Source organism: Microbacterium sp. AZCO, from assembly GCF_039614715.1.
Lineage (GTDB): Bacteria > Actinomycetota > Actinomycetes > Actinomycetales > Microbacteriaceae > Microbacterium.
This window is the reverse complement of record NZ_CP154857.1, coordinates 3406375-3429197: the sequence shown is the minus strand read 5'-3', so window position 1 is coordinate 3429197 and position 22823 is coordinate 3406375. Positions and strand designations below refer to the sequence as shown.

At 70.7% G+C, this 22823-nt stretch carries 22 protein-coding genes; 8 read left to right on the top strand and 14 right to left on the bottom strand.

The window, feature by feature from the left end:
• Positions 1 to 105: 105 nt before the first annotated feature.
• The 7 genes from AAIB33_RS15665 to AAIB33_RS15635 all read right to left on the bottom strand — a co-directional run bounded on the left by AAIB33_RS15665 (position 106) and on the right by AAIB33_RS15635 (position 7920).
• Complete coding sequence (locus AAIB33_RS15665) at positions 106 to 1194, bottom strand: ABC transporter substrate-binding protein (RefSeq protein WP_345800890.1); 1089 nt, start codon at positions 1192 to 1194, stop codon at positions 106 to 108.
• A gap of 61 nt (positions 1195 to 1255) precedes the next feature.
• A complete protein-coding gene (locus AAIB33_RS15660) occupies positions 1256 to 2605 on the bottom strand; it encodes a GTP-binding protein (RefSeq protein WP_345800889.1) in 1350 nt (449 codons plus the stop codon).
• Positions 2606 to 3538, bottom strand: a complete 933-nt coding sequence (gene cysD, locus AAIB33_RS15655; RefSeq protein ID WP_345800888.1) for a sulfate adenylyltransferase subunit CysD — start codon at positions 3536 to 3538, stop codon at positions 2606 to 2608.
• Positions 3535 to 4278, bottom strand: coding sequence for a phosphoadenylyl-sulfate reductase (locus tag AAIB33_RS15650; protein ID WP_345800887.1), 744 nt, complete (start codon positions 4276 to 4278; stop codon positions 3535 to 3537). The genes cysD and AAIB33_RS15650 overlap by 4 nt, the downstream gene beginning before the upstream one ends.
• The gene (locus AAIB33_RS15645) at positions 4275 to 5999 is read right to left on the bottom strand and encodes a nitrite/sulfite reductase (protein WP_345800886.1); all 1725 of its coding nucleotides are present in this window, start codon (positions 5997 to 5999) and stop codon (positions 4275 to 4277) included. Before AAIB33_RS15645 ends, AAIB33_RS15650 begins: the two co-directional genes overlap by 4 nt.
• A 206-nt stretch (positions 6000 to 6205) precedes the next feature.
• Positions 6206 to 6901, bottom strand: a complete 696-nt coding sequence (locus AAIB33_RS15640; protein ID WP_345800885.1) for a CbiX/SirB N-terminal domain-containing protein — start codon at positions 6899 to 6901, stop codon at positions 6206 to 6208.
• A 161-nt stretch (positions 6902 to 7062) separates the two neighbouring features.
• Positions 7063 to 7920 (bottom strand): hypothetical protein, encoded by an 858-nt coding sequence (locus AAIB33_RS15635; protein ID WP_345800884.1) that lies wholly within the window; start codon positions 7918 to 7920, stop codon positions 7063 to 7065.
• 119 nt (positions 7921 to 8039) lie between these two features.
• Between AAIB33_RS15635 and AAIB33_RS15630 the strand changes: the two genes are divergently transcribed.
• On the top strand, positions 8040 to 8624 hold the full coding sequence (locus tag AAIB33_RS15630; RefSeq protein ID WP_345800883.1) for a MarR family winged helix-turn-helix transcriptional regulator: 585 nt from the start codon (positions 8040 to 8042) through the stop codon (positions 8622 to 8624).
• Between the two features lie 119 nt (positions 8625 to 8743).
• Here AAIB33_RS15630 and AAIB33_RS15625 read toward each other — a convergent pair whose 3' ends face one another.
• From AAIB33_RS15625 to AAIB33_RS15610, 4 genes are read right to left on the bottom strand one after another with little or no spacing between them, the layout of a single operon-like run.
• Entirely contained in the window at positions 8744 to 9493 is a 750-nt protein-coding gene (locus AAIB33_RS15625) for an SDR family oxidoreductase (protein ID WP_345800882.1), read from the bottom strand.
• Positions 9490 to 10341 (bottom strand): fumarylacetoacetate hydrolase family protein, encoded by an 852-nt coding sequence (locus tag AAIB33_RS15620; RefSeq protein ID WP_345800881.1) that lies wholly within the window; start codon positions 10339 to 10341, stop codon positions 9490 to 9492. The genes AAIB33_RS15625 and AAIB33_RS15620 overlap by 4 nt, the downstream gene beginning before the upstream one ends.
• 28 nt (positions 10342 to 10369) lie before the next feature.
• Entirely contained in the window at positions 10370 to 11125 is a 756-nt protein-coding gene (locus AAIB33_RS15615) for an SDR family oxidoreductase (RefSeq protein ID WP_345800880.1), read from the bottom strand.
• Positions 11122 to 12144 carry an alcohol dehydrogenase catalytic domain-containing protein gene (locus AAIB33_RS15610; RefSeq protein WP_345800879.1) on the bottom strand — a complete coding sequence of 341 codons (1023 nt, stop codon included), beginning with the start codon at positions 12142 to 12144 and terminating at the stop codon, positions 11122 to 11124. Before AAIB33_RS15610 ends, AAIB33_RS15615 begins: the two co-directional genes overlap by 4 nt.
• Before the next feature lie 146 nt (positions 12145 to 12290).
• On the opposite strand from AAIB33_RS15610, the gene AAIB33_RS15605 reads away from it, so the two are divergent.
• Together AAIB33_RS15605 and AAIB33_RS15600 are read left to right on the top strand one after the other, a co-directional pair.
• Positions 12291 to 13268, top strand: coding sequence for an aldo/keto reductase (locus tag AAIB33_RS15605; protein ID WP_345800878.1), 978 nt, complete (start codon positions 12291 to 12293; stop codon positions 13266 to 13268).
• Positions 13265 to 14566 carry an L-fuconate dehydratase gene (locus AAIB33_RS15600; protein ID WP_345800877.1) on the top strand — a complete coding sequence of 434 codons (1302 nt, stop codon included), beginning with the start codon at positions 13265 to 13267 and terminating at the stop codon, positions 14564 to 14566. Before AAIB33_RS15605 ends, AAIB33_RS15600 begins: the two co-directional genes overlap by 4 nt.
• Here the strand turns inward: AAIB33_RS15600 and AAIB33_RS15595 are convergent.
• On the bottom strand, positions 14548 to 15312 hold the full coding sequence (locus tag AAIB33_RS15595; protein ID WP_345800876.1) for a FadR/GntR family transcriptional regulator: 765 nt from the start codon (positions 15310 to 15312) through the stop codon (positions 14548 to 14550). The genes AAIB33_RS15600 and AAIB33_RS15595 overlap by 19 nt on opposite strands.
• 82 nt (positions 15313 to 15394) lie before the next feature.
• Between AAIB33_RS15595 and AAIB33_RS15590 the strand changes: the two genes are divergently transcribed.
• From AAIB33_RS15590 to AAIB33_RS15570, 5 genes are all read left to right on the top strand, one after another.
• On the top strand, positions 15395 to 16264 hold the full coding sequence (locus tag AAIB33_RS15590; protein ID WP_345800875.1) for an amidohydrolase family protein: 870 nt from the start codon (positions 15395 to 15397) through the stop codon (positions 16262 to 16264).
• A gap of 39 nt (positions 16265 to 16303) precedes the next feature.
• Entirely contained in the window at positions 16304 to 16627 is a 324-nt protein-coding gene (locus tag AAIB33_RS15585) for an L-rhamnose mutarotase (protein ID WP_345800874.1), read from the top strand.
• A gap of 162 nt (positions 16628 to 16789) precedes the next feature.
• The gene (locus AAIB33_RS15580) at positions 16790 to 18148 is read left to right on the top strand and encodes an extracellular solute-binding protein (RefSeq protein WP_345800873.1); all 1359 of its coding nucleotides are present in this window, start codon (positions 16790 to 16792) and stop codon (positions 18146 to 18148) included.
• 30 nt (positions 18149 to 18178) lie between these two features.
• Positions 18179 to 19102 carry a sugar ABC transporter permease gene (locus AAIB33_RS15575; RefSeq protein ID WP_345800872.1) on the top strand — a complete coding sequence of 308 codons (924 nt, stop codon included), beginning with the start codon at positions 18179 to 18181 and terminating at the stop codon, positions 19100 to 19102.
• On the top strand, positions 19089 to 20033 hold the full coding sequence (locus tag AAIB33_RS15570; RefSeq protein ID WP_345800871.1) for a carbohydrate ABC transporter permease: 945 nt from the start codon (positions 19089 to 19091) through the stop codon (positions 20031 to 20033). The genes AAIB33_RS15575 and AAIB33_RS15570 overlap by 14 nt, the downstream gene beginning before the upstream one ends.
• 91 nt (positions 20034 to 20124) lie before the next feature.
• On the opposite strand, the gene AAIB33_RS15565 is transcribed toward AAIB33_RS15570, so the two are convergent.
• Entirely contained in the window at positions 20125 to 21630 is a 1506-nt protein-coding gene (locus AAIB33_RS15565) for an aldehyde dehydrogenase family protein (RefSeq protein ID WP_345800870.1), read from the bottom strand.
• The gene (locus AAIB33_RS15560; RefSeq protein WP_345800869.1) at positions 21627 to 22823 is read right to left on the bottom strand and encodes a fumarylacetoacetate hydrolase family protein; all 1197 of its coding nucleotides are present in this window, start codon (positions 22821 to 22823) and stop codon (positions 21627 to 21629) included. Before AAIB33_RS15560 ends, AAIB33_RS15565 begins: the two co-directional genes overlap by 4 nt.

Below are 22823 nucleotides of genomic sequence, written 5' to 3'. Positions count from 1 at the left end.
GCGGCGCGAGCGCGACCGACTCGTCGAAGCTCGGGGTGAGCCGGCGCGCGCCGGCGCCCGGCGCCGCCACAGGGGCGACGCCGGGAGCCGACGTGGACGGGTTCGTCACGGCTTGTCCTCACCGAGGCCCGCGGCCGAGACGGTGTCCTGCCCGGCGTCCTTCAGGATGCCGTTGAGAAGGCGCAGATCGAAGAGGCCCTTGATCGAGCCGTCCTTCTGCGTGCCCGCCGCCAGGCCGTTCTCGACGAGGGTCTGGAAGGTGTCGGCGTGCGGGTCGACCGAGAACGACACGTGCTCGAGCGCGCGGTCGATGACCTCGTCCGACAGGGCCTTGCCGGTGTCGGCGGTGAGCTGGGCATTGACGACGTCGGCGACCTGGTCAGGGTTGTCGGCGATCCACTGCACGGAGTCGACGTTCGCCTGCAGCAGGTTCTTCACGACGTCGGGGTGGTCCTTGAGGAACTCCGCCCGCACGAGGAGGACCGTCGTGGGGAACTCGCCGTCGGGCCAGAGGTCGGCCTCGTCCTGGAGGACGTGTCCGCCGCCGTCGATCACGAGGCGGGACACCCACGGCTCGGGCACCCAGGCGCCCTGGATCGCGCCCTGCTGGAAGAGCGTCAGCGTCTGTGCGTTCTCGGTCGGGGTGATGTGCACGTCCCCGCCGCCCGAGGTGTCGGTCTTGTAGCCCTCGTCCGCGAGCCACGTGCGCAGCGCGACGTCCTGCGTGTTGCCGAGCTGCGGCGACGCGAGGGTGGTGCCCTTGAGGTCGTCGGCGCTCTTGATGTCATCGGCGACCACGAGGGCGGCGCCGCCGGTCGCGGCGCCCGAGATGACTCGCGCCGACTTCCCGGCCGACTGGATGAAGGTGTTGATCGACGGGTTGGGACCGATGTAGGTCGCGTCGATCGCACCGGCCGTGAGGGCCTCGATGGCCGCGGGGCCGGCGTTGAACACCTGGGTCGACACCTTGACGTCGCCGAGGTCCTTCTCGAAGATGCCCTCCTGCAGGCCGACGAGCGCCGGCGCGTGGGTGACGTTCGCGAAGTAGCCGAGGCGAAGCTCGTCGACCGACGGGGCGGCGGCGCCCGTGCTCGTCGCCTCGGAGGCGCTGCTCGCACCGGAGGCGCAGCCGGCCATCATCAGTGCGACAAGTCCCAGGGTGGTGATCGTCGTCGCGGTGCGGATTCTGTTCACGGTTTCGCCTCCTTATTCGGCGGTGGATGGATGGGGTGTTGCGAGGTGTGCGCGGTGGGGCTCAGGTGCGCACGATGCCGGCGGCGAGAGTCGCGCCGTCGGACGGATGGATGACGAGGAACGAGCCGCCCGAGCGGTTCTCCTCGTAGGACTCGAGGGGCAGGTCGGCCGCGAGGCGCAGCGTCGCGTGGCCGATGTCGTTCGTCTCGAGGGCCTCGGCCGGCTCGTGGGCGAGCGAGTCGAGGTCGCGCTTGGCGTCGATCGAGGCGACGAGCGCCTGCACGGTCGCCGTGCCGTGCTTGACGAGCACGCGGGTGCCCGCGCGGAGCGGGCGGGCGTCGAGCTGGAAGAGCTCGGCGTCGATCTCGCGTCGTCCTGCCGGGAGGGTTCCGGATGCCGCGATGACGGCGCCGCGGGCCGCGTCGACGTCCGCGCCGAGCTGCAGCGCCACGGACTGCGGAGCGTGCGCCTCCTCGACCTCGACGCCCGCGACCTCGATGCCCGTGACGACGGTCTCGATGCCGCTCGGGAAGACCGTCACGGAATCCCCGAGGCGGATCCCGCCCGACGAGATGCGCCCGGCGAACGCGCGGTAGTCGCGGTAGCGCTCGGCGAGCGCCGGATCTGCGGCGAGCTCGGGCGAGAGGCCGCCCTGCGGGCGGAGCACGAGCTGCACCGGAAGGCGGAACGGCTCCGCGTCGCCGAGGGGCGAGCCGGACCCGAGCTCGTCCGCCGCGGGGAGCGCCTCGAGCAGCTCGAGCAGCGCGGGGCCCTCGTACCAGGGCGTGCGCTCCGAGCGCTCGACGATGTTGTCGCCCTCCAGCGCCGAGACGGGGATGACGTGGACGCCGTGGATGCCGAGCTCGGCCGTGACGGCGCGCACCTCGTCGGCGACGGGGGCGAAGGCATCCTCGGCGAAGTCGAGCAGGTCGATCTTGTTGACCGCGACGATGACGTGCGGCACGCGCAGGAGTGCGACGACGGCGAGGTGCCGGCGGGTCTGCTCGAGCACGCCCTTGCGGCCGTCGATGAGCACGACGACGGCGTCCGCCGTGGTGGCGCCGGTGACCATGTTGCGCGTGTACTGCACGTGGCCGGGGCAGTCGGCGAGGATGAAGCTGCGCGAGCCGGTCGAGAAGTAGCGGTACGCGACGTCGATCGTGATGCCCTGCTCGCGCTCCGCGCGCAGCCCGTCGGTGAGGAGGGCGAAGTCGAAGTCGCCGTGCGCGAAGCCGCGCTCCGCCGAGGTGCGCTGCACCTGCTCGAGCTGGTCGGCGAGGATCGCCTTCGAGTCGTGCAGGAGGCGCCCGACGAGCGTCGACTTGCCGTCGTCGACCGATCCGGCCGTCGCGAAGCGGAAGAGCGTCCCGGTCTCGAGCGCCGCCGCCGCCGTGGTGGTGATGGTCGTCATTTAGAAGTACCCGTCCTTCTTGCGGTCCTCCATGGCGGCCTCGCTGAGCCGGTCGTCCGCACGGGTGGCGCCGCGCTCGGTGAGCGTCGTGCGGGCGACTTCCGAGACGATGGATGCCACGTCCGCGGCATCCGATTCCACGGCCCCCGTGCAGCTCATGTCGCCGACCGTGCGATAGCGCACGGTGCGCAGCTGGGTCTGCTCGTCGGGCCGCGGCGGCGAGAACTCGCCGACGGCGCGCCACATGCCGTCGCGCGCATACACCTCGCGCTCGTGCGCGAAGTAGAGCGGCGGGAGCGCGATGTCCTCGCGCTCGATGTAGCGCCAGATGTCGAGCTCGGTCCAGTTGGAGATGGGGAAGGCGCGCACGTGCTGGCCCGGCGTGTGCCGCCCGTTGTACAGGCTCCAGAGCTCGGGGCGCTGATTGCGCGGGTCCCACTGGCCGAACTCGTCGCGCAGCGAGATGATGCGCTCCTTGGCCCGCGCCTTGTCCTCGTCGCGGCGGGCGCCCCCGAAGACCGCGTCGTGCCTGCCGGCCGCGATGGCGTCGAGGAGGGGCAGCGTCTGCAGCGGGTTGCGCGTGCCGTCGGCGCGCTCCTGCAGCCGGCCGTCGTCCAGGTAGTCCTGCACACGGGCGACCTCGAGCCGGATGCCCAGACGCTCGACCGTCTCGTCGCGGAAGGCGATGACCTCGGGGAAGTTGTGGCCCGTGTCGACGTGGAGGACCGGGAAGGGCACCTTGCCGGGCCAGAACGCCTTCGTCGCGAGATGCAGCACGACCACCGAGTCCTTGCCGCCGGAGAACAGCAGCACGGGCCGCTCGAACTCCGCGACGACCTCGCGGATGATGTGGATCGCCTCCGCCTCGAGCAGGTCGAGCGTCGAGAGCGCGGCGCGGCCCGGCGCTTCGGTCGTTGCTTCCGAGAGAGTCATTCGTGGAGCCCGCATTCCGTCTTCGAGAGCCCGGCCCAGCGGCCCGAGCGGGGGTCTTCGCCCGGCGCGACGGGCTTGGTGCACGGCTCGCAGCCGATCGAGGGGTAGCCGAAGCCGACGAGGAGGTTGACCGGCGCCTTGTGCGCGGCGGCGTACGACAGCACGTCATCGAAGCTCCAGGCGGCGACCGGGTTGACCTTGACGAGGCCGTTGCGCTCGTCCCAGGTCACGAGCGGGGTGTTCGTCCGGGTGGGCGCCTCGTCGCGGCGGACGCCCGTGAACCACACCTCGTAGCCGCCCAGCGCGTCCTGCAGGGGAGCGACCTTGCGGCGCGCGCAGCACAGGCTCGGGTCGCGCTCGAAGAGCTTCGCGCCGAACTCGGCGTCCTGCTCGGCGACCGTCTGGTCGGGGGTGATGTCGACGATGCGCACGTCGAGGGCGCGCTGCACCTCGTCGCGCGTCGCGTACGTCTCGGCGAAGTGGTAGCCCGTGTCGAGGAAGAGCACGTCGACGCCCGGCAGCTGCTCGGCCACGAGATGGGGGAGAGCGGCGTCGGCCATCGAGCACGCGACGGCCGCGGCATCCACTCCGAAGTTCTGCGCGACCCACGCGACGACCTCGGCGGCGGATGCCTCGTGGTCGGTCAGGCTGCCGAGCTCTTCGTTGCCGCGCTCGGCGAGCTCGCGCAGCTCCTCGCGGCTGCGCTTGACGCCGACGCGGGGCGCGAGCGACACGGTCATACGAGGGCCTCCTCGTCGGCGCGGTGGGCCCACTCGGCGAAGGTCTCGTCGTCCTCGCGGTCGGCGAGGAAGCGCGTCACGACCCGCTCGACGTAGTCGGCGATGCCGTCGGCGGCGACCTTGAGGCCGCGCACCGTGCGGCCGAGGCCGGCCTCGTCGCGGTCCTTCGAGGCGAGCCCGCCGCCGAGGTGCACCTGGTACCCGGGCACCTGCTCGCCGTCGATCGTGACGAGCTGGCCCTTGAGGCCGATGTCGGCGGTCTGGATGCGGGCGCACGAGTTGGGGCAGCCGTTGACATGGAGGGCGATGGGATGCGGCAGCTCGAACTGCTTCAGCCGCTCCTCGAGGTCGAGCACGGCCGCCGTCGCGTACGCCTTCGTCTCGACGATCGCGAGCTTGCAGAACTCGATGCCCGTGCACGCGATCGTGCCGCGGCGGATGAGGCTCGGCCGCGCCTGCAGGCCGTGCTCGTCGAGGCCCGCGACGAGCGACTCGACGCGATCCTCGGGGATGTCGAGGATGACGACCTTCTGGTGCGGCGTCGTGCGCAGCCGGGTGGACCCGTGCGCCTCGATGAGGTCGGCGAGCTTCGCGAGGTTCGGGCCCGAGACGCGGCCGACGATGGGCGTCGCGCCGATGTAGAAGCGGCCGTCCTTCTGCTTGTGCACGCCGACGTGGTCGCCCTGCGCGAGAGGCTTCGGCGCGGCGGGACCATCGGGGAGCGCGTACCCGAGGTACTCGTCCTGCAGCACCTGGCGGAACTTCTCCGGGCCCCACTCGGCGAGGAGGAACTTCAGGCGCGCCTTGTTGCGCAGGCGCCGGTAGCCGTAGTCGCGGAAGATCTGCGCGACGCCGTGCCAGGCATCCGCCACCCTCTCGGGCGAGACGAAGACGCCCAGGCGCTCGGCGAGCGCGGGGGTGGTGGAGAGGCCGCCGCCGACCCAGAGGTCGTAGCCCACGCCGAGCTCGGGGTGGTCGACCGCCACGAAGGCGACGTCGTTGATCTCGTGGACGACGTCCTGGCTCGGGTGGCCCGTGATGGCGGACTTGAACTTGCGCGGCAGGTTCGCGAGCGACGGATCGCCGATGAAGGTCGAGGTGATCTGGTCGATCTGCGGTGTCGGGTCGATGAGCTCGTCGGCGGCGATGCCCGCGACGGGCGAGCCGAGCACGACGCGCGGCACGTCGCCGCACGCCTCGGTCGTCTGCAGCCCGACGGACTCGAGCCGGCGCCAGATCTCGGGGATGTCCTCGACGCGGATCCAGTGGAGCTGGATGTTCTGCCGGTCCGTCAGGTCGGCCGTGTCGCGGCCGAACTCGGTCGAGATGCCGGCGATGACGCGCAGCTGCTCGGTCGTGAGCTGCCCGCCGTCGATGCGGACCCGCAGCATGAAGTACTCGTCCTCGAGCTCTTCCGGGGTGAGGGTCGCGGTGCGGCCGCCGTCGATGCCGGGCTTGCGCTGCGTGTAGAGGCCCCACACGCGGAAGCGCCCGTGCAGATCGGTCGGGTCGATCGACGAGAAGCCGCCGGCGGCGTAGACGTTCTCGATGCGCTCGCGGACGCTCAGGCCGTCGTCGACCTGCTTCCACTCCTCGTTGCCGTTGAGGGGCGTCTTGCCGTCGATCTTCCACTGCCCGTTGGGCTTGGATGACGGCCGCGGGGGACGCGCCCTCGCCCCCTCGGGGCGCGATGCGCGCGTTTCGGTCTCGCTGATGCTCACAGTGGCCTCCGGATGTCCCCGGCGTCCCGGGGGCGGACTCTATCGAGTCCACTCCGGTGACGTTACGAGCGGGCACCCTCATGACCTATCCGGGCGTCAACTGCCGTCACGCTGTGTAATCCGGCGTCACAGAGGTTGCAATCGGCCGGTTTTGCGACTCGGTGCAGCAACGGCGGACGCGGTCTCGCGCACGCTGAACCGGGGTGTCAGCCGAGGGCGTCGCGGTAGCGATCGACCACGAGATCGACGAGGGATGCCGCCGGCGCGTCGCCGTCGAGCAGCGGACGCGCGACCGGCGCGCCGTCGGCGAGTCTGACGGCCAGGTCGTGGAAATAGCCAGGTGCGAGCAGGTAGTTCGCGACGACGACCCGTCCGGATGCTTCGGCCTTCGCAGCGGCGACGGCGGGGCCGAGCCGGGGGTCCGCCGCGGCGAGGAAGCCGACGTCGACTGATCGGTCGAGTCTGTCGGCGAGCATCCGGGCGATCACGCGGCAGTCCTCGTTGGCGCGGTCGTCGCTCGATCCCGCGACGGCGAGCACGAGGCGGTCGTTGGCCTGCAGGCCGAGGGGGGCGAGCCGCGCGATCAGAGCGTCGACGAGCCGCGGGTCGGGACCCAGTGCGGCGCCGATCGTGACGCCCGGGTGATGCGCGGACTGCTCCCTGAGGTCGACCCGCACGTGGTACCCCGCCGACAGCAGGAGCGGCACGATGACGACCGGCTGGTCTGCCGGAAGGGAGTCGAGGGATGCCGCGACATCCGGCTGCTGCACGTCGACGTGACCGAGCCGCACCGTGACGTCGGGCAGGCGCTGGGCGACGGCGTCGACGAGCCCCCGGACGGCGGCCTGACCCGCCGGCGAGGCGGTGCCGTGCGAGATCGCGAGGAGGGCGGGGTGCGGCATGCCCCCATTGTGCCGCGGACGTGTTACCCGGCGATTTCACGCAGCCTGGCGGTGGAGGGCGCCTGGACGACCTTTCGACAGGCGCAGGGACGTCCCCCACGGTCACCGAGCTTGTCGAGGTGTCGAGCGGAAACCCGCGACAAGCCCGGCGACGAGCGGGGTCAGCGCTCGCCGGCGCCCCGCGCGTAGCCGGCCTCGAAGCCCCGCTCGTAGGCCTGCTCGGAGCCGCGCCGCTTGTCGTGGCGCTTGCCGTGGTCGTGCCAGGGGTGCTGGCCCTGCCGGTGATGACCGTGCCCGTGGTGACCGTGCCCGTGGTCGGGGTCGCCGTAGTGACCCTCGTGTGAGTAGTGCTCGTGCCATGAGCCGTGGCCGTGCCCGCACCGCGGGTCATGTCCGAAGTCGTGCCCCGGACCGAACCCGTGGCCGGGACCGAATCCGTGGCCCGGACCGAAGCCGGGGCCGAAGTCCTCGCCGCGACCCGCTGCGAAAGCCCGACCCCAGCCCGGTGCGAAGCCGCGCCCGAACCCGGGCCGGAATCCGCGACCGAACCCTGGACCGAACCCGCGCCCGGCCGTCTCTTCGGTCCAGCCGAACTCGCGGGCGATGGTCTCGAGAGAGGCCATCGTGGTGGCGAGGTCCTCGGGAGGGACGGCGCCCGCAACGCGCTCGCGGATGTCGCCCACGAGGCTCGCGATCCGCTCCTTGGCGGCGCGTCCTTCGTCGGTGAGGCTCCACGTGCCGTCTCCGGCTTCGTCGGCCCAGCCGCGGCGCTCGAGCCCCGCGAGGCGCTTGCCCTTGCGGGCCAGTCGCTCGGCGAGCCCCGGAACGTCGACGTCGCCTGACAGCGCGCTGAGCAGCATCCAGTCCCGTCGCGTCACACCCTCATCGGCGAGGACTCGTGCGAACTCGCGGGTGAGGAGTGCGTCGACCTGACGCAGCCAGTAGCTGAGCGGACGGCGGTCGGTGGGGAGAGCGCCTTCTGTCCCGGCGCCGGGGTTCTCGTCATCTATGTGATCCATGAGAAGTCCTTTCATCGGGCGGGCGATTCGTATCGCCCGCCATCGCATGTCAATGTGCATGTACATGCAGAGTGACATGCTTTCCGTATGTATGTCAAGTCGCATGTAAATTGGAGGGCATGAGCTCTGCGTCCTCAGACCCGGTCGACGCGATCGCCGTCGCGATCGCACGCCTGAGAGGACAGCGGAGGCCGCGCCCGCCGTGGGACGGCTCTCCGCACGAGCACGTCTTCGACGCAGGGGACCCGGACTGGACGCACGGCGGACACCACGGCGGGCATCCCGCCGGTCACCGCTCGGGGCACCACGGAGGCCGCCGCGGAGGGCCGTGGGGACCGCCGCCGTGGGTCGCGGGCGCGCGCTTCGGCGGACCGGCGCGCATGCGGCTGCTCGAGGCGCTCGCCTCGGCACCCGGGTCTCTGTCGGTCAGCGAGCTCGGCGATGCGGTGGGCGTGGATCAGCCCCGGGCGTCGCGGCTGGTGCAGCAGGCGGCCGAGCTCGGGCTCGTGCGCCGCGAGGCCGACCCGAACGATGCCCGGCGCACCCGCATCGCGCTCACCGACGAGGGGCGCAGGATCGTCGCGGGGTTCCGCGGGGAGAGACGGGATGCCGTCGACACCGCGCTCGCCGGATTCACCGATGCCGAGCGCGGCGAGCTCGCGCGACTGCTGACCAAGCTCGCGGCGGCCTGGCCTATCGACTGAGCACCCGCCGGGTGCAGGTTCGACGCTTCGACAAGCTCAGCGACCGTGAAAGGGCAACGGTCGCCGAGCCTGTCGAGGGGTCGCGCTTCGACAGGCTCAGCGGCCGTGGGGCCGCAGTGTCAGGCGGTGCGAACCCGCACGTGGGTCATGCCGCCGTCGACCTCGAGCACGGTGCCCGTCGTCGAGGTCGAGAGGGGACTCGCGAGGTACAGGATCGCTCCCGCGATCTCTTCGGGCGTCACCATGCGGCCCGTCGCCTGGCGGGCGTCGAGTGCCGCGCGCTCCTTCACCGGGTCGTCGAACTGCGTGAGGAACTTCTCGACGAAGGGCGTCGCGACGGTGCCGGGGCTCACGGCGTTGACGCGGATGTCCTCGCGCACGTGATCGGTCGCCATGGCGTAGGTGAGCGCCATCACCGCGCCCTTCGTCGCCGAGTACAGGGCGCGGCGCGGCAGTCCGTTGGTCGCGGCGATCGAGCAGAGGTTGACGATCGCGGCGTGCTCCGAGGCCCGCAGGTACGGCAGTGCGGCGGTCGTCGCGCGAGCCATGCCGGTCACGTTGATGTCGAGGACGCGCGCCCAGTCGTCGTCGCCCTGCTCCTCGACGGTGCCGATCGCGCTCACGCCCGCGTTGTTGACGAGGATGTCGACGCCTCCGAAGCGGGCGGCGACAGCATCCACCGCCGCCGTCGTCGAGGCGCGATCGCGGACGTCCGCGACGACGCCGAAGAGCGGCGCGGGCACCGACTCGGGCGCGATGTCGAGCACCGCGACGTTCGCGCCGCGCTCGGCGAACGCCTTCGCCGTCGCGAGCCCGATGCCCGATGCCCCGCCTGTGACGGCGACCGTGAGTCCCGCGAACTCGCTCATGCCTGCACCAGCGTCTGACGCGCGCGGCCGAGGCCGTCGATCTCGAGCTCGACGACGTCGCCGTCGCGCAGGTACGGGTTGCCCGGGATGCCCAGCGCGACGCCCGCGGGCGTACCCGTGTTGATGAGGTCGCCGGGCCGCAGCACCATGAACTGCGACAGGTACCCGACGATGTGACGGATGCCGAAGATCATGTTCGCCGTCGTGCCGTTCTGATGCTGCTCGCCGTTCACCCACAGTCGCAGGCCCAGTGCCTGCGCGTCCTCGATGTCGCCGGCCGGCACGAGGTCGGGGCCGAGGGGGTTGAACGTCTCGCAGCTCTTGCCCTTGTCCCACTGGCCGCCGCGCTCGAGCTGGAACTCGCGCTCCGAGACGTCGTGCGACACGACGTAGCCGGCGATGACGTCGTCCGCATCCTCGGGCGTGGCGAGGTAGCGCGCCGTCCTGCCGATCACGACGCCGAGTTCGACCTCCCAGTCGGTCTTGGTCGACGCGCGCGGAATGAGGACATCGTCGAAGGGGCCGACGATCGTCGTCGGGTCCTTCATGAAGACCACAGGCTCGGCGGGATATGCGGCGCCCGTCTCGTCGGCGTGATCGCGGTAGTTGAGGCCGATGCACACGATCTTGGCGGGCTGCGCGAGCGGGGCGCCGACGCGCAGCTCCGCAGCGCCCTCGAGCTCGGGCAGTTCGCCGGCGACCGCCGCCGCGCGCGCCCGCGCGAGGCCGTCGGCCGCGAGGAACGCGCCGTCGAGGTCGGCCGTGAGGGGCCGCAGGTCGTAGACGCGGCCGCCGTGCGCGACGGTCGGGATCTCTGCGCCGGGGGCGCCGAGACGTCGGAAGGTCATGGTGTCTCCTTGAGGGTGGATCGAGAGGTCAGCGGCCGAGCCAGCCGCCATCGACGGGCAGCACGACGCCCGAGACGTAATCGGAGGCGGGAGAGGCGAGGAAGACGGTGGCGCCGGCGAGATCGGATGCCGCGCCCCAGCGCCCCGCGGGGATCCGGTCGAGGATCGCCTTCGAACGGTCCGGGTCGGCGCGCAAGGCCTCGGTGTTGTCGGTCGCGATGTAGCCCGGCGCGATCGCGTTGACCGTCACGCCGTGGGCCGTCCACTCGTTCGCGAGTGCCTTCGTGAGGCCCGCGATGCCGGACTTGGCGGCGGCGTATCCGGGCACGTTGATGCCGCCCTGGAAGCTCAGGAGCGACGCCGTGAAGATGACCTTGCCGCGCCCGCGCGTGAGCATGGGGCGCGCGAGCGCCTGCGTGAGGCGGAACTGACTCGAGAGGTTGACCTGGATGACGCGATCCCACAGTTCGAGCGGATGCTCCGCGGCGGGGGCGCGCTCGATCGTGCCGGCGTTGTTGACGAGGATGTCGATCCCGCGCTCCGCGAGGGCGGCGCCCAGGGCGTCGACGGCGTCGGGGTCGGCGAAGTCGCACGAGAAGCCCTCGAACGAGCGACCGGCGGCCGTCACCGCCGCCTCGATCTCGCTGCCCGGCGCCTGCGATGCGCTCACACCGATGATGTCGGCGCCGGCGTTCGCGAGGGCGAGGGCCATGCCGAAGCCGATGCCGCGGCGCGCCCCTGTGACGACGGCGGTACGGCCCGCGAGCGAGAAGAGGTCGCTCATCGCTGCCCTCCCACGTCGACGAGGAGCTTCATGGCGCGTCCCGCCTCGAGGTCGGCGAAGGCATCCTGCGTCTGGCTGAGCGGCACGATCCGGGTGATGAGGAGGTCGGCGGGGATCACGCCGTCGGCCACGAGCTCGACGGCCGTCTCGAAGTCCTGCCGCTGATAGACACGGGCACCCAGGATGCTGAGCTCGCGCCAGAAGACGCGCTGGAGGTCGATCTCGCGCGGCGTCGAGTGGATCGCCACGACGACGATGGTGCCGCGGACCTTCGCGAGCGACGTCGCGCCGAGCACGGCCTGCGCCGCCCCCGACACCTCGAAGACGACATCGGCTCCGGCTCCGCCCGACCACTCGGTGACCCACGCGACCTGGTCGACGGCGCGCGGGTCGAGGGTCGTGAACCCGAGACCCTCGATCTGCGCACGGCGCTTGGCATCGAGCTCGATGACGACGACGTCGCCGCCGAAGTGGCGCGCGACGGTTGCGATGAGCACGCCGATGGGGCCGCCGCCGATGACGACGGCCTTCTGCCCGGGCGAGAGCTGCGCGCGGCGCACGTCGTGCACGGCGACGGCGGCGGGCTCGACGAGTGCCGCGTGGTCGAGGCGCACGCCCTCCGGGAGGCGCACGAGGGTTTCGGCCGGCACGTTCCACAGCGGCTGCAGCGAGCCGGGGGAGTCGATGCCGATGAAGTCGAGGTTCTGGCAGATGTGCTGGTTGCCCGCGAGGCACGCGGGGCACGTGCCGTCCCACGCGAGGGGCATGACCGTCACGCCGTCGCCGGCGCTCCATCCCGTGACGCCCTCGCCGAGGGCGGCGATCGTGCCGCTCATCTCGTGGCCGAAGACGAGCGGCGTCTGCACGCGGGCGTCCATGCTGCCGTGGAGGATGTGCAGGTCGGTGCCGCACAGTCCCGTGTAGGCGACCGCGATCTGCACCTGCCCCGCGCCGGGAGGCGTCGGCTCCGCCTCGCCTATATCGATGGTGCGGTTTCCGATGTAACTCGCTGTCAGCACTGACACTCCAAAGATCAGATGATTCCGAGGAAAGGGTACCTCATTGTTCGCTGCAACGGCGGGACGGAACGACGGACTGCAGGATTCGCTCACCAGTCATCGAATGAATAACCTACGATGAGGAGACACTCGACGGGAGCCACACCATGCGAACACGCGTAACGGCGCGCGGACTGCACCTCACCGAGCTGGGCCTCGGCGCGGCCCAGCTCGGCAATCTGTACCGCGAGACGACTGAGGCCGAGGTGGCCGAGACGATCGAGACGGCGTGGGATGCGGGCATCCGCTATTTCGACACGGCGCCGCACTACGGCGTGGGGCTTTCGGAGCGCCGGCTCGGCGAAGGACTGCGGGGCCGGCCGCGCGACGAGTACGTCTTCTCGACGAAGGTCGGACGACTCCTCGTGGCGAGCCCCGAGACGGCACATGAGCGCGACGGGCACGGGTTCGACGTGCCCGCCGACCCCGTCCGTCGGTGGGACTTCAGCCGCGACGGCATCCTCCGATCGGTCGAGGACTCGCTCGAGCGGACGGGACTCGACAGGTTCGACATCCTCTACCTCCACGATCCGGACGACCACTTCGAGCAGGCGTCGACCGAAGGCATCGCCGCTCTCATCGAGTTGCGCGAGCAGGGGGTCGTGCGGGCAGTGGGTGCCGGCATGAATCACGCGGCACCCCTCGCCGAGCTCATCCGCCGCGCGGACGTCGACATCCTGATGTGCGCGGGGCGCTTCACCCTGCTCGACGACGAGGCGCTCGCTGACCTGCTGCCGCTCGCTGAGGAGCGCGGCGTCGCGGTCGTCGCGGCGGCCGTCTACAACTCGGGTCTGCTCAGCACTCCAAGGCCCGCGCCGGACGCGTTCTACAACTATGAGCCCGCGCCCCCTGCGCTCCTCGCGCGCGCGAACGCGATCGCCGACCTCTGCGAAGAGCATGGCGTGACGCTGCCCGAGGCGGCGATCGCGTACCCGCTCCGGCACCCCGCCGTCGCGACGGTCGTGCTCGGTGCCCGGGGCCGAGCACAGGTGACGCAGAATGTCGCCCGGGCCGCGGCATCCATTCCCGACGCTCTTTGGCACGACCTGGCCGCGGCCGGACTCATCCCCGCGGAACCCGCATGACGATCATCACCGCCGTGACGGCGCACGACGTGCGCTTCCCGACGTCGCTGACGATGGACGGGTCGGACGCCATGAACAAGGACGGCGACTACTCGGCCGCCTACGTCGTGGTGCACACCGACGACCCCGCCGTGAAGGGCTACGGCTTCACCTTCACGATCGGCCGCGGCAACGACCTGTGCGTCGAAGCGGCTCGGCAGCGCGGCCTTCCTCTCGTCGGACGCTCGGTCGAGGCCGCCGTCGCCGATCTCGGGGGCCTTTACCGCGAGCTCGCGTCGGACTCGCAGCTGCGCTGGCTCGGCCCCGAGAAGGGCGTCGTGCACCTCGGGATGGCCGCCGTCATGAACGCCATGTGGGATCTCGCCGCGCGCCTCGCGGGCAAGCCGCTGTGGCGCCTGCTCGCGGACATGACCCCGACGCAGCTGGTCGACGCGGCCGACCTGCGGTATCTTTCCGACGCGCTCACCCGCGACGAGGCTGTTGCGATCCTCGCCGAGCGCGCCCCGACGCGCGCCGAGCGCATCGCGGATCTCGAGGCGCGCGGCGGCTACCCCTGCTACATGACGAGCGCGGGGTGGCTCGGCTACAGCGACGACGAGCTCCGCCACCTCCTGCAGGAAGCGGTCGACGAGGGCTATCGCCACGTCAAGCTCAAGGTCGGGGCGAGCCTGGACGACGATATCCGGCGCCTGCGCATCGCGCGTGAGGTCATCGGGTGGGACGCGAACCTCATGATCGACGCGAATCAGGTGTGGGACGTTCCCGAGGCGATCGAGTGGATGGGGCACCTCGCCGAGTTCAAGCCTTTGTGGATCGAGGAGCCCACGAGCCCCGACGACGTGCTCGGGCACGCCGCCGTACGCAAGGCCGTCGCGCCGATCGGAGTCGCGACGGGCGAGCACGGGATGAACCGCGTGCTGTTCAAGCAGATGTTCCAGGCCGAGGCGATCGACTTCTGCCAGCTCGACTCGGCGAGGCTCGCCAGTGTCAACGAGATCCTCGCGGTCTACCTCATGGCGATGAAGTTCGGCGTGCCCGTATGCCCGCACGCGGGAGGCGTGGGACTGTGCGAGCTCGTGCAGCACCTGTCGATCTTCGACTACGTGTGTGTCTCGGGCTCGCTCGAGAACCGCGTGACGGAGTTCGTCGACCATCTGCACGAGCACTTCGTCGACCCGTGCATCGTCGAGAACGGCTCGTACACGCTGCCCAGCCTGCCGGGGTACAGCGCGCAGATGCACGACGGATCGGTCGCCGAGTACGCCTACCCCGGCGGCGGCTACTGGACGTCGCGCTGAGGTTCGTGCGCGTGGGCGGAGGGATCGTCCTCGGCGTGAGCGGCACTGAACTGCTCCACGCCGAGCAGGTGCACCGACATCCTGATGCGGGCGCGCTCGGGGTCGCGGCGCATGAGCTCGTCGAGGATCGCGCGGTGCTCGGCCTGCGTCTCGCGCACCGAACCGCGGTGCGAGATGGCACGCCACAGCCGTGCGCGGAACGTGCGGCCCACGAGAGTCTCGATGATGGCCGCGAGCGACGGGTTGCCGCTGGCGCGCGCGATGATGCCGTGGAAGACGGTGTCCGCCTGGATGAACGCCTCGAGGTCCATCTCGGGGTCGCTCGTGAGGATGTCGTCGACGCCGTCGAGCACACGGCCGAGCTCCGCGAGCTGCTCCTCCGTCAGGCGGTGTGCCGCGAGGGCGACGCTCTCGGTCTCGAGCACGCGCCGGACCGCGAGAAGATCGGCCGCCTGCCCGGGCTGCTGCAGATCCGCGAGGAAGCCGAGCGGGCTCAGGAGGAGCTGGGGATCGAGCGAGGTCACATACGTGCCGTCGCCCTGACGCGTCTCGAGCACGCCGAGGGTCGCGAGGGCGCGCACGCCTTCCCGCAAAGACCCGCGAGAGACGCCGAGCTGGGCCGCGAGGTCCTTCTCGACCGGCAGCCGCGACCCGGGATGCAGCTCGCCGCGCGTGAGCATGCCCTTGACGGCGTCGATGACGACGTCCGTCTGCGAGCGGGAGCCCGCGCCGTCGTCATCCGCCATGGGGGCCAGTGTACGGTTGCCGCTCGTGGCCTGCGGACGAGCCCGCGAGGATCGACCAGGACCCCCGTGAGACGGAGCTGAGATGAGTTTCCCCGTGATCGACGCGCATCAGCACGTCTGGGATCCCGCGCGCGCGGAGTACGACTGGCTGGGCCCCGATCTCGCCCCGATCGATGGCGCGATGACGTTCGCGGATGTCGCCCCCGAGCTCGCGGCGTCGGGCGTGGACTTCACCGTCCAGGTGCAGTCCGCCGACAATCCGCAGGACACGGCGCTCATGCGCGAGTCCGCGTCACGGCATCCCGAGGTCGTCGGGATCGTGGGGTTCGCGCCGCTCGACGACCCCGCTGCGACGGCCGCGACGCTCGACGCGTGGGCCGGTGACACCCTCATGGTCGGCGTCCGCAACCTCATCCATACCAAGGCGGACGCCGACTGGCTCCTCCGCCGCGACGTCGACGAGTCGCTCGGCCTGCTGGAGGAGCGCGGGCTCGCCTTCGATCTCGTCGCGGTGCTGCCGCGGCACCTCGAACTCGTGCCGATCCTGTCGGCGCGGCATCCGGATCTCCGCATCGTCCTCGACCATCTCGGAAAGCCGCCCATCGGACTCGAGTCGTCGGAGCCGTGGTCGCGCCTGATCGCCGAGGCGGCGGAGAATCCGCTCGTCCACGGCAAGGTCAGCGGGCTGTATTCGGCCACCGCCGACCTCGCGGCCTGGACGACCGACGGCATCCGCCCCTCCTTCGACCATGCCCTCGACGTCTTCGGTGCGCCGCGGCTCATGTATGGAGGCGACTGGCCGATCTCGGTGCTCGCGGGTGGATATGCGCGCGTGTGGGCCGGGCTCGCGCCGCTGTTCGACGAGCTCACCGCCGACGAGCGCGAGCGCATCCTGGGCCGCACGGCCGCGGAATTCTACCGCCTCGACCCCGCACGGCTGCGCCGGGGTTGAGCCCATCGACACGAACGAGCGAATCATGGAGGGGGAGCGATGAAGCGCATCGCATCCGTCATCGGGCTCGCGCCCGAGAACCGCGAGGTGTACGAGCGGTACCACGCGGCGGTGTGGCCCGGCGTGCTCGCGCGGCTCACGGCGAGCAACATCCGCAACTACTCGATCTACCGGCACGGCGAGCTGCTCTTCGCATACTTCGAGTACGTCGGCGACGACTACGAGGCCGACATGGCGGCGATCGCGGCCGATCCCGAGACGCAGCGCTGGTGGGCCGTGCAGGAGCCTCTGCAGAGTCCGCTCCCGGATCGCGCCGAAGGGGAGTGGTGGAAGGAGATCCCCGAGATCTTCCACCACGACTGACGACGCACGTCAGGACGGCACCGTGCGCGACCGGCGCGCGGTGCCGTCGGCGTTTCATCGCGGCATCCATTGCTCATAGGTCACATGTATGATCTAATAGGTCTAATGATCGCCACGGACGCGATCAGTCGTCAACGAAGCCGACCCGGAAAGGCTCTTGCAATGGCCGCACAGCAGCGCAGAAAACTCCCTCGACTCTTTGCCGCGGGCACCGCCCTCCTCGGCCTCGTCGCTCTGACCGCGTGCTCGGCCAGCTCGGGCGAGGTCAGCGACGAGTACGGCTTCGCCGCCGCGGAGCAGGTCGCCGACAGCCCCATCACGGTGTGGGTGGATGCCGCCCGCGAACCGATCGCGAAGGCGTTCAAGGAGGAGAACCCCGACGTCGACATCAACATCGAGACGTACGACGGCAACGCCGGCGGCTCGGGCTCGTTCCAGACCAAGATCGCGCTCTTCGACCAGTCCGGCGAGGGCTGGCCCGACGTCGTCTTCTCGACCCAGACGAACGACGCGTCGTGGGCCGCGAAGGAGACCAACGGCGTCCAGGCGTTCGCCGCCCCGCTCGACAAGGGCCTCCTCTCCGACAAGTTCCTGAGCGGCTTCACGGCCGGCGCCAACGACCCCATGACCGTCGACGACACCGTCTACGGCCTCCGCAACGACCTCGCGCCCGTCGTGCTCTGGTACAACCAGAAGCTCCTCGACGAGTTCGGCTACGACATTCCGACGACCTGGGAGGAGTACGAGGACCTCGGCGACAAGCTCGCGGCCGAGCATCCCGGATACATCCTCGGCTCGATCGGCGACTCGTTCGTGGGCACCTACGTCTACTACTGGGGCGCCCAGGCGCCGATCTTCCAGCTCGACGGCAACACCTTCTCGTCGGACTTCGAAGACCCGCACTCGGTCGCCATGACCGACCTGCTCGACCACATGTCGGCCAACGGCACACTCGTGCAGGACAGCGTCTTCAGCGCGACCTTCGTCGACGAGTACGCCGACAAGCTCGTCGCGATCCCCGGTCCCGCCTGGTACGCCGGCGCGCTCTTCCAGAACCCCGACAACGTCAACGCCGAGGCCGGCACGTTCGGCGCTGCGAACCCCCTGTACTGGGAGGGCAAGGACAAGGTGACGGGCAACGTCGGCGGCGGCGTCTGGTACGCCTCGAGCCACTCCAAGAACCTCGACGCGGTGTCGAAGTTCCTCGAGTACGTCATCTCGTCGGACAAGGCCGTCGAGCTCGCCTCGGGACTGCCCGCATACGACTCGGCCGCCTCGTCGTGGCTGTCGACCCAGGCCGAGAGCGGCTTCTTCGTGGGAGACTTCGAGGGCGCGCTCTCGACCGCCGCCTCCAACGTCTGGAGCGGCTGGGGCTTCCCGAGCTTCAGCCCCGAGACCGCGTACGCGGCCGTCGTCGTGCCCGCACTCGCCGAAGGCAAGTCGATCGCCGACGTGACCGACGAGTGGCACAAGCAGATCATCAACGAGGCCCAGGTGCAGGGCTACGAGATCGCCGGATAGCAAGGCCCGATCATCACTACGACAGCGCAGTTGACGGCACCCGCCGTCGGTCCCCTCGGGGACCGGCGGCGGGGACGCCGACGCAAGAGCCCCGACCGCAGCCAGGCGCGGATCGGCTACCTGTTCGTGAGCGGCTACACGGTGCTGCTCCTCGCGTTCGGGCTGTTCCCCGCGCTGTACGCGATCTTCCTCGCGTTCACGAAGGGCGGGGCCTTCGCCGGCGTCGACAACTTCGTCAAGGTCTTCAACGACTACCGGTTCTGGCCGGCCGTCCAGCACGTCGCCCTCTTCATCGTGTTCTGGCTCGTGTCGCTCATGATCTTCGTCGTGCTGCTCGCGCTGCTCGTGCACGGCATCCGGCGGCGGTCGGCCTCGGCATCCGTCCGCTTCCTGTACTACATCCCGGGCGCGCTCGCCGGGGCCTCGAGCGTGATGCTGTGGCTCTTCCTCCTCGACCCGACCGTGAGCCCCGTCTCGGGCATCCTGCGCGCCTTCGGCTTCGAGACGTTCACGCAGGTCGTCTCGCTCGACAACCTGCCCATCGTCTTCACGCTCATCGCCTTCTGGGCGGGGGCGGGCGGCTGGATCGTGATCATGTACGGCGCGCTCAACAACATCTCGGACGAGGTCATGGAGGCCGCCCGCATCGACGGCGCAGGGCCCATCGCATCGGCCTGGTACATCCAGATCCCGCTCATGCGGAAGTGGATCTCGTACATGGCGGTCATGTCGCTCGCGGCGGGCACGCAGCTCTTCGTCGAGCCGCGAGTGCTCTCGCAGGCGTCGAAGGGCGTCGTGCCCCAGGACTACTCCCTCAACCAGCTCGCCTACCTGTACGCCTTCAAGCAGAGCGACTTCAACGGCTCGGCGGCGATCTCGCTGCTGCTCCTCGTCGTCGCCGTGGCGCTGTCCGCGCTGTTCGTCTTCCGAGGAGGACTCTTTGAGCGCGACTGAGACGATCGTCCGCCCCAAGGGGCGCTCGACCTACGGCCCGCGCGACGCGCAGACCCTCAGGCCGAGCCCCGCGCGCTGGATCGGGCGCGCGCTCGCGTGGAGCGTCATCGGGCTGTTCCTGCTGTTCTTCATCGTGCCGATGGTGTGGCTCGTGCTCGCGCCGACGAAGACGCCGCGCCAGCTCCTCCTCGACAACCCCTTCTCGTTCGGCGCGTTCGGCACGCTCGCGTCGAACTGGCGGGAGCTCATGGAGTTCCAGAACGGGATCGTGTGGGTCTGGCTCGGCAACGCCGCGCTCTACTCGGGCGCGGCGCTGATCCTGACGCTCGTCGTCAGCATCCCGGCGGGATACGCCCTCGCGCTCGTCGAGTTCCGGTTCCGCCGGCTGCTCCTCGTCGCGACGCTCATCGTCATGCTCATCCCGAACACGGCGCTCGTGCTGCCGATCTTCCTCGAGCTGAGCGCCCTCAAGCTCGTCGGGACGCCCCTGTCGGTCATCCTGCCGTTCTCGTTCTTCCCGTTCGGCGTCTACCTGACCTACATCTACTTCTCGACGGCGGTCTCGCGCGATCTGCTCAACGCCGCGCGCATCGACGGCGCGGGGGAGTTCCGCGTTTTCGCGCAGGTCGCGATGCCGCTTGCGACCCCCGTCATCGCGCTCGTCGGCTTCTTCAACCTCGTCGGCAACTGGAACAACTACTTCCTCCCGTTCGTCATGGTTCCGGGGCGCAAGGCCCCGATCCAGGTCGGGCTCGCCGAGCTGCTGTCGAACGTGCCGCTGTTCAACCCGACGACGGCGGGCTCGGTGACGATCGATCTGCCGGTCCTCGCGATGGCGACGATCCTCTCGGTCGCGCCCGTGCTCATCATCTTCCTGTTCTCGCAGCGCTTCCTCGTGAGCGGGATGACGGCGGGTGGAACGAAGGAATAGCGGGTGCCGCGCTCCCGCGCACCGCGAGAGAAGGGGCCGGATGCCGCGGCATCCGTCCCCTTCTCTCTTTCGTGATCGTGCGGGCCGGTGCTCAGTCCTCCGCGAGACGGAGCACGCCGTCGACGCGCCGCGGCACGACCGCGACCCCGTCGCGCAGCTCGTCCGGCAGCACGTGCTGCGGGGCGTCCTGCCAGGCGAGGGGGCGGAGGAACCGCCGGATCGCGCTGACGCCGACCGACGTGTGCTGGGTGTTCGTGGCTGGCCAGGGGCCGCCGTGGTGCATCGCCCACGACACCCGCACGCCGGTCGGGTAGCCGTCGTAGACGACCCTGCCGACCGCATCCTGCACGAGCTCCGTCAGCTCGGCGACGTCGTCCGCCTCGCTCGGGTCGCTGTGGATCGTCGCCGTGAGCGAGTCGGGGATCGTGTCGAGCGCCGCGGCCACGTCGTCGAGCGACCGGTAACGGGCGACGACGAGGAGCGGCCCGAAGGCCTCCTCCGTGACGGCAGGGGTCATGTCCGCGGCGTCGATCTCGAGCAGGGCAGGGGTCGTCGAATAGCCCTCGCCGCCTGCGCTCGGAGCGACGAGGGTGCGGGCGCGGCCCTCGTCGACGAGGCGCGCGCGGATCTCGCCGAAGGCCTCGTGGATGCGTACGTTGAGGAGCGTCTGCGGCCCCGCGGCGCCCGCGCGCGACACGAGCCGCTCGACGAGCGGGTCGGCGTCCGCCGGCACGAAGGCGATGCCGGGCTTCGTGCACAGCTGCCCGGCCGACCCCGTGAACGAGGCGAAGAGCCCGTCCGCGATCTCGTCCGTGCGCACCCAGGCCGCACCGGGCGTGATGATCAGCGGATTGACGCTCGAGAGCTCGCCGTAGAACGGGATGGGAGTCTCGCGCCGGTCGATGATGTCGAGCAGGATGCGGCCCGTCGAGACCGACCCGGTGAAGCCGACGGCGGCGATCCGCGGATCGGCGACGAGCGCCGCGCCGGCGGCCTGGCCGTACACGACGCCGATGAGACCCGTCGGTGCGCCATAGGCCTCCGCCGCGCGGGCGAGTGCGGCGAACGAGCCCTGCGAGGTCACGGGGTGAGAGCTGTGCGCCTTGATCACGACGGCGTTGCCGGCGGCGAGCGCCGACGCGGTGTCACCGCCCAGGACCGAGAAGGCGAAGGGGAAGTTGCTCGCGCCGAAGACGGCGACCGTCCCGATCGGCACGAGCATGCGCCGCACATCGGGCGCCGCGCCGAGCGGAGTCTGCCCTGAGTGGTCGATCGTCGCCTCGAGGTACCCGCCCTCGTCGACGGCGTCGGCGAACAGTCGCAGCTGGAAGGCGCTGCGCGACAGCTCGCCGTCCAGGCGCGCCTCGGCGAGCCCCGTCTCGGCGAGGGCCGCGGCGACGAGCTCGGCCCGATCAGCTTCGATGCCGTCCGCCAGGGCCCGCAGCAGCCCGCTGCGCCACGCGCGCGTTTCGCGGCGAGCGGTGCGGAACGCGGCATCCGCCCGCTCCGTGATCTCGGCCACCTCGGCGTCGGTCGTCGGCGCGATCCCCGTGTCGGTCTCGGCGCCGGTGTGCGGGTCGGTCGTGATCAGCGTCATGAGGGTGCTCCGGTCGGGATGAGCCCGCGCTCGGCGAGCGAGGCGTACAGCGCGGCGATGCCGAAGTCCCACGGCGGCGTCTGCTCGCTCAGCGCGACGCGGTTGGTGAGCGCGCCGAGTGCGGGAGAGGAGATCGTCACGATGTCGCCGACATGGTGCGTGAAGCCGCGGCCCGGCTCGTCGCGGTCGTCGATCGGGGCGAACATCGTGCCGAGGTAGAGGACGAATCCGTCGGGATAGCGGTGGTGAGCGCCGACCGTCTGCGCCACGAGGTCGGCGGGGTCGCGGCTGATCTGCCGCATGTGCGACTCGGCCGACATCGTGAACCCGTCCTCGCCGCGCACCGACAGCGTCACGGTCGCCTCGCGCACGGCGTCGAGGTCGAAGCCGTCGGCGAAGAGCCGGACGAACGGTCCGACCGACGCCGACGCGTTGTTGTCCTTCGCGTGCCCGAGCAGGAGCGCCGAGCGCCCCTCGATGTCGCGCAGGTTGACGTCGTTGCCGAGCGTCGCGCCGACGATCGCGCCGCTCGAGGCGACGACGAGCACGACCTCGGGCTCGGGGTTGTTCCACTCCGAGTCGCTCCGGATGCCGACCTCGACGGCCGTGCCGACCGTCGAGAGCACGGGGGCCTTCGTGAAGACCTCGGCGTCGGGTCCGATGCCGACTTCGAGGTACTGGCTCCAGAGGCCCTCGCCGACGAGGTACTCCTTGAGCCGCTGCGCCTCCGGCGAGCCGGGCACGAGGGCGCTCAGGTCGCCGCCGATCGTGTCGAGGATCGACGCGCGCACGGATGCCGCGGCATCCGCCTCTCCGCGTGCACGCTCCTCGATCACGCGCTCGATCATCGAGACGGGGAACGTGACGCCGGCCGCCTTGACGACGTGGAGATCGATGGGTGACAGCAGCCACGGACGCGACTCGTCCCGGGCCTCGGGCTGCGTGTTCGCGAGGAGGTCGGCCGCCGAGCCGAGTTCGGGCCCCTCCGCCGCGGCGGCCGCGGCCGCCGGGTCGGCGAGCTCGGTCAGGTCGCGCATCGTGGGGAATGTCGCCGACAGATCGACGATCCTTCCACCGCGCACGGCGACGACACTTGGGCCGCCTGCGACCGGATCCCACGCGCGGCCGACGAGCAGCGCGGCTCCGTCGTGGGGGAGTGCGGCGTCGAATCCGCCGGTCCAGTCGTTCGTCAT

What these genes read in the sequence shown, in the direction of transcription:
- AAIB33_RS15660 (WP_345800889.1), bottom strand. Translation starts at nt 2,605, where the DNA reads ATGACGACCATCACCACCACGGCGGCGGCGGCGCTCGAGACCGGGACG.
- cysD (WP_345800888.1), bottom strand. Translation starts at nt 3,538, where the DNA reads ATGACTCTCTCGGAAGCAACGACCGAAGCGCCGGGCCGCGCCGCGCTC.
- AAIB33_RS15650 (WP_345800887.1), bottom strand. Translation starts at nt 4,278, where the DNA reads ATGACCGTGTCGCTCGCGCCCCGCGTCGGCGTCAAGCGCAGCCGCGAG.
- AAIB33_RS15640 (WP_345800885.1), bottom strand. Translation starts at nt 6,901, where the DNA reads ATGCCGCACCCCGCCCTCCTCGCGATCTCGCACGGCACCGCCTCGCCG.
- AAIB33_RS15635 (WP_345800884.1), bottom strand. Translation starts at nt 7,920, where the DNA reads ATGGATCACATAGATGACGAGAACCCCGGCGCCGGGACAGAAGGCGCT.
- AAIB33_RS15630 (WP_345800883.1), top strand. Translation starts at nt 8,040, where the DNA reads ATGAGCTCTGCGTCCTCAGACCCGGTCGACGCGATCGCCGTCGCGATC.
- AAIB33_RS15625 (WP_345800882.1), bottom strand. Translation starts at nt 9,493, where the DNA reads ATGAGCGAGTTCGCGGGACTCACGGTCGCCGTCACAGGCGGGGCATCG.
- AAIB33_RS15620 (WP_345800881.1), bottom strand. Translation starts at nt 10,341, where the DNA reads ATGACCTTCCGACGTCTCGGCGCCCCCGGCGCAGAGATCCCGACCGTC.
- AAIB33_RS15615 (WP_345800880.1), bottom strand. Translation starts at nt 11,125, where the DNA reads ATGAGCGACCTCTTCTCGCTCGCGGGCCGTACCGCCGTCGTCACAGGG.
- AAIB33_RS15605 (WP_345800878.1), top strand. Translation starts at nt 12,291, where the DNA reads ATGCGAACACGCGTAACGGCGCGCGGACTGCACCTCACCGAGCTGGGC.
- AAIB33_RS15600 (WP_345800877.1), top strand. Translation starts at nt 13,265, where the DNA reads ATGACGATCATCACCGCCGTGACGGCGCACGACGTGCGCTTCCCGACG.
- AAIB33_RS15595 (WP_345800876.1), bottom strand. Translation starts at nt 15,312, where the DNA reads ATGGCGGATGACGACGGCGCGGGCTCCCGCTCGCAGACGGACGTCGTC.
- AAIB33_RS15590 (WP_345800875.1), top strand. Translation starts at nt 15,395, where the DNA reads ATGAGTTTCCCCGTGATCGACGCGCATCAGCACGTCTGGGATCCCGCG.
- AAIB33_RS15585 (WP_345800874.1), top strand. Translation starts at nt 16,304, where the DNA reads ATGAAGCGCATCGCATCCGTCATCGGGCTCGCGCCCGAGAACCGCGAG.
- AAIB33_RS15580 (WP_345800873.1), top strand. Translation starts at nt 16,790, where the DNA reads ATGGCCGCACAGCAGCGCAGAAAACTCCCTCGACTCTTTGCCGCGGGC.
- AAIB33_RS15565 (WP_345800870.1), bottom strand. Translation starts at nt 21,630, where the DNA reads ATGACGCTGATCACGACCGACCCGCACACCGGCGCCGAGACCGACACG.
- AAIB33_RS15560 (WP_345800869.1), bottom strand. Translation starts at nt 22,823, where the DNA reads ATGACGAACGACTGGACCGGCGGATTCGACGCCGCACTCCCCCACGAC.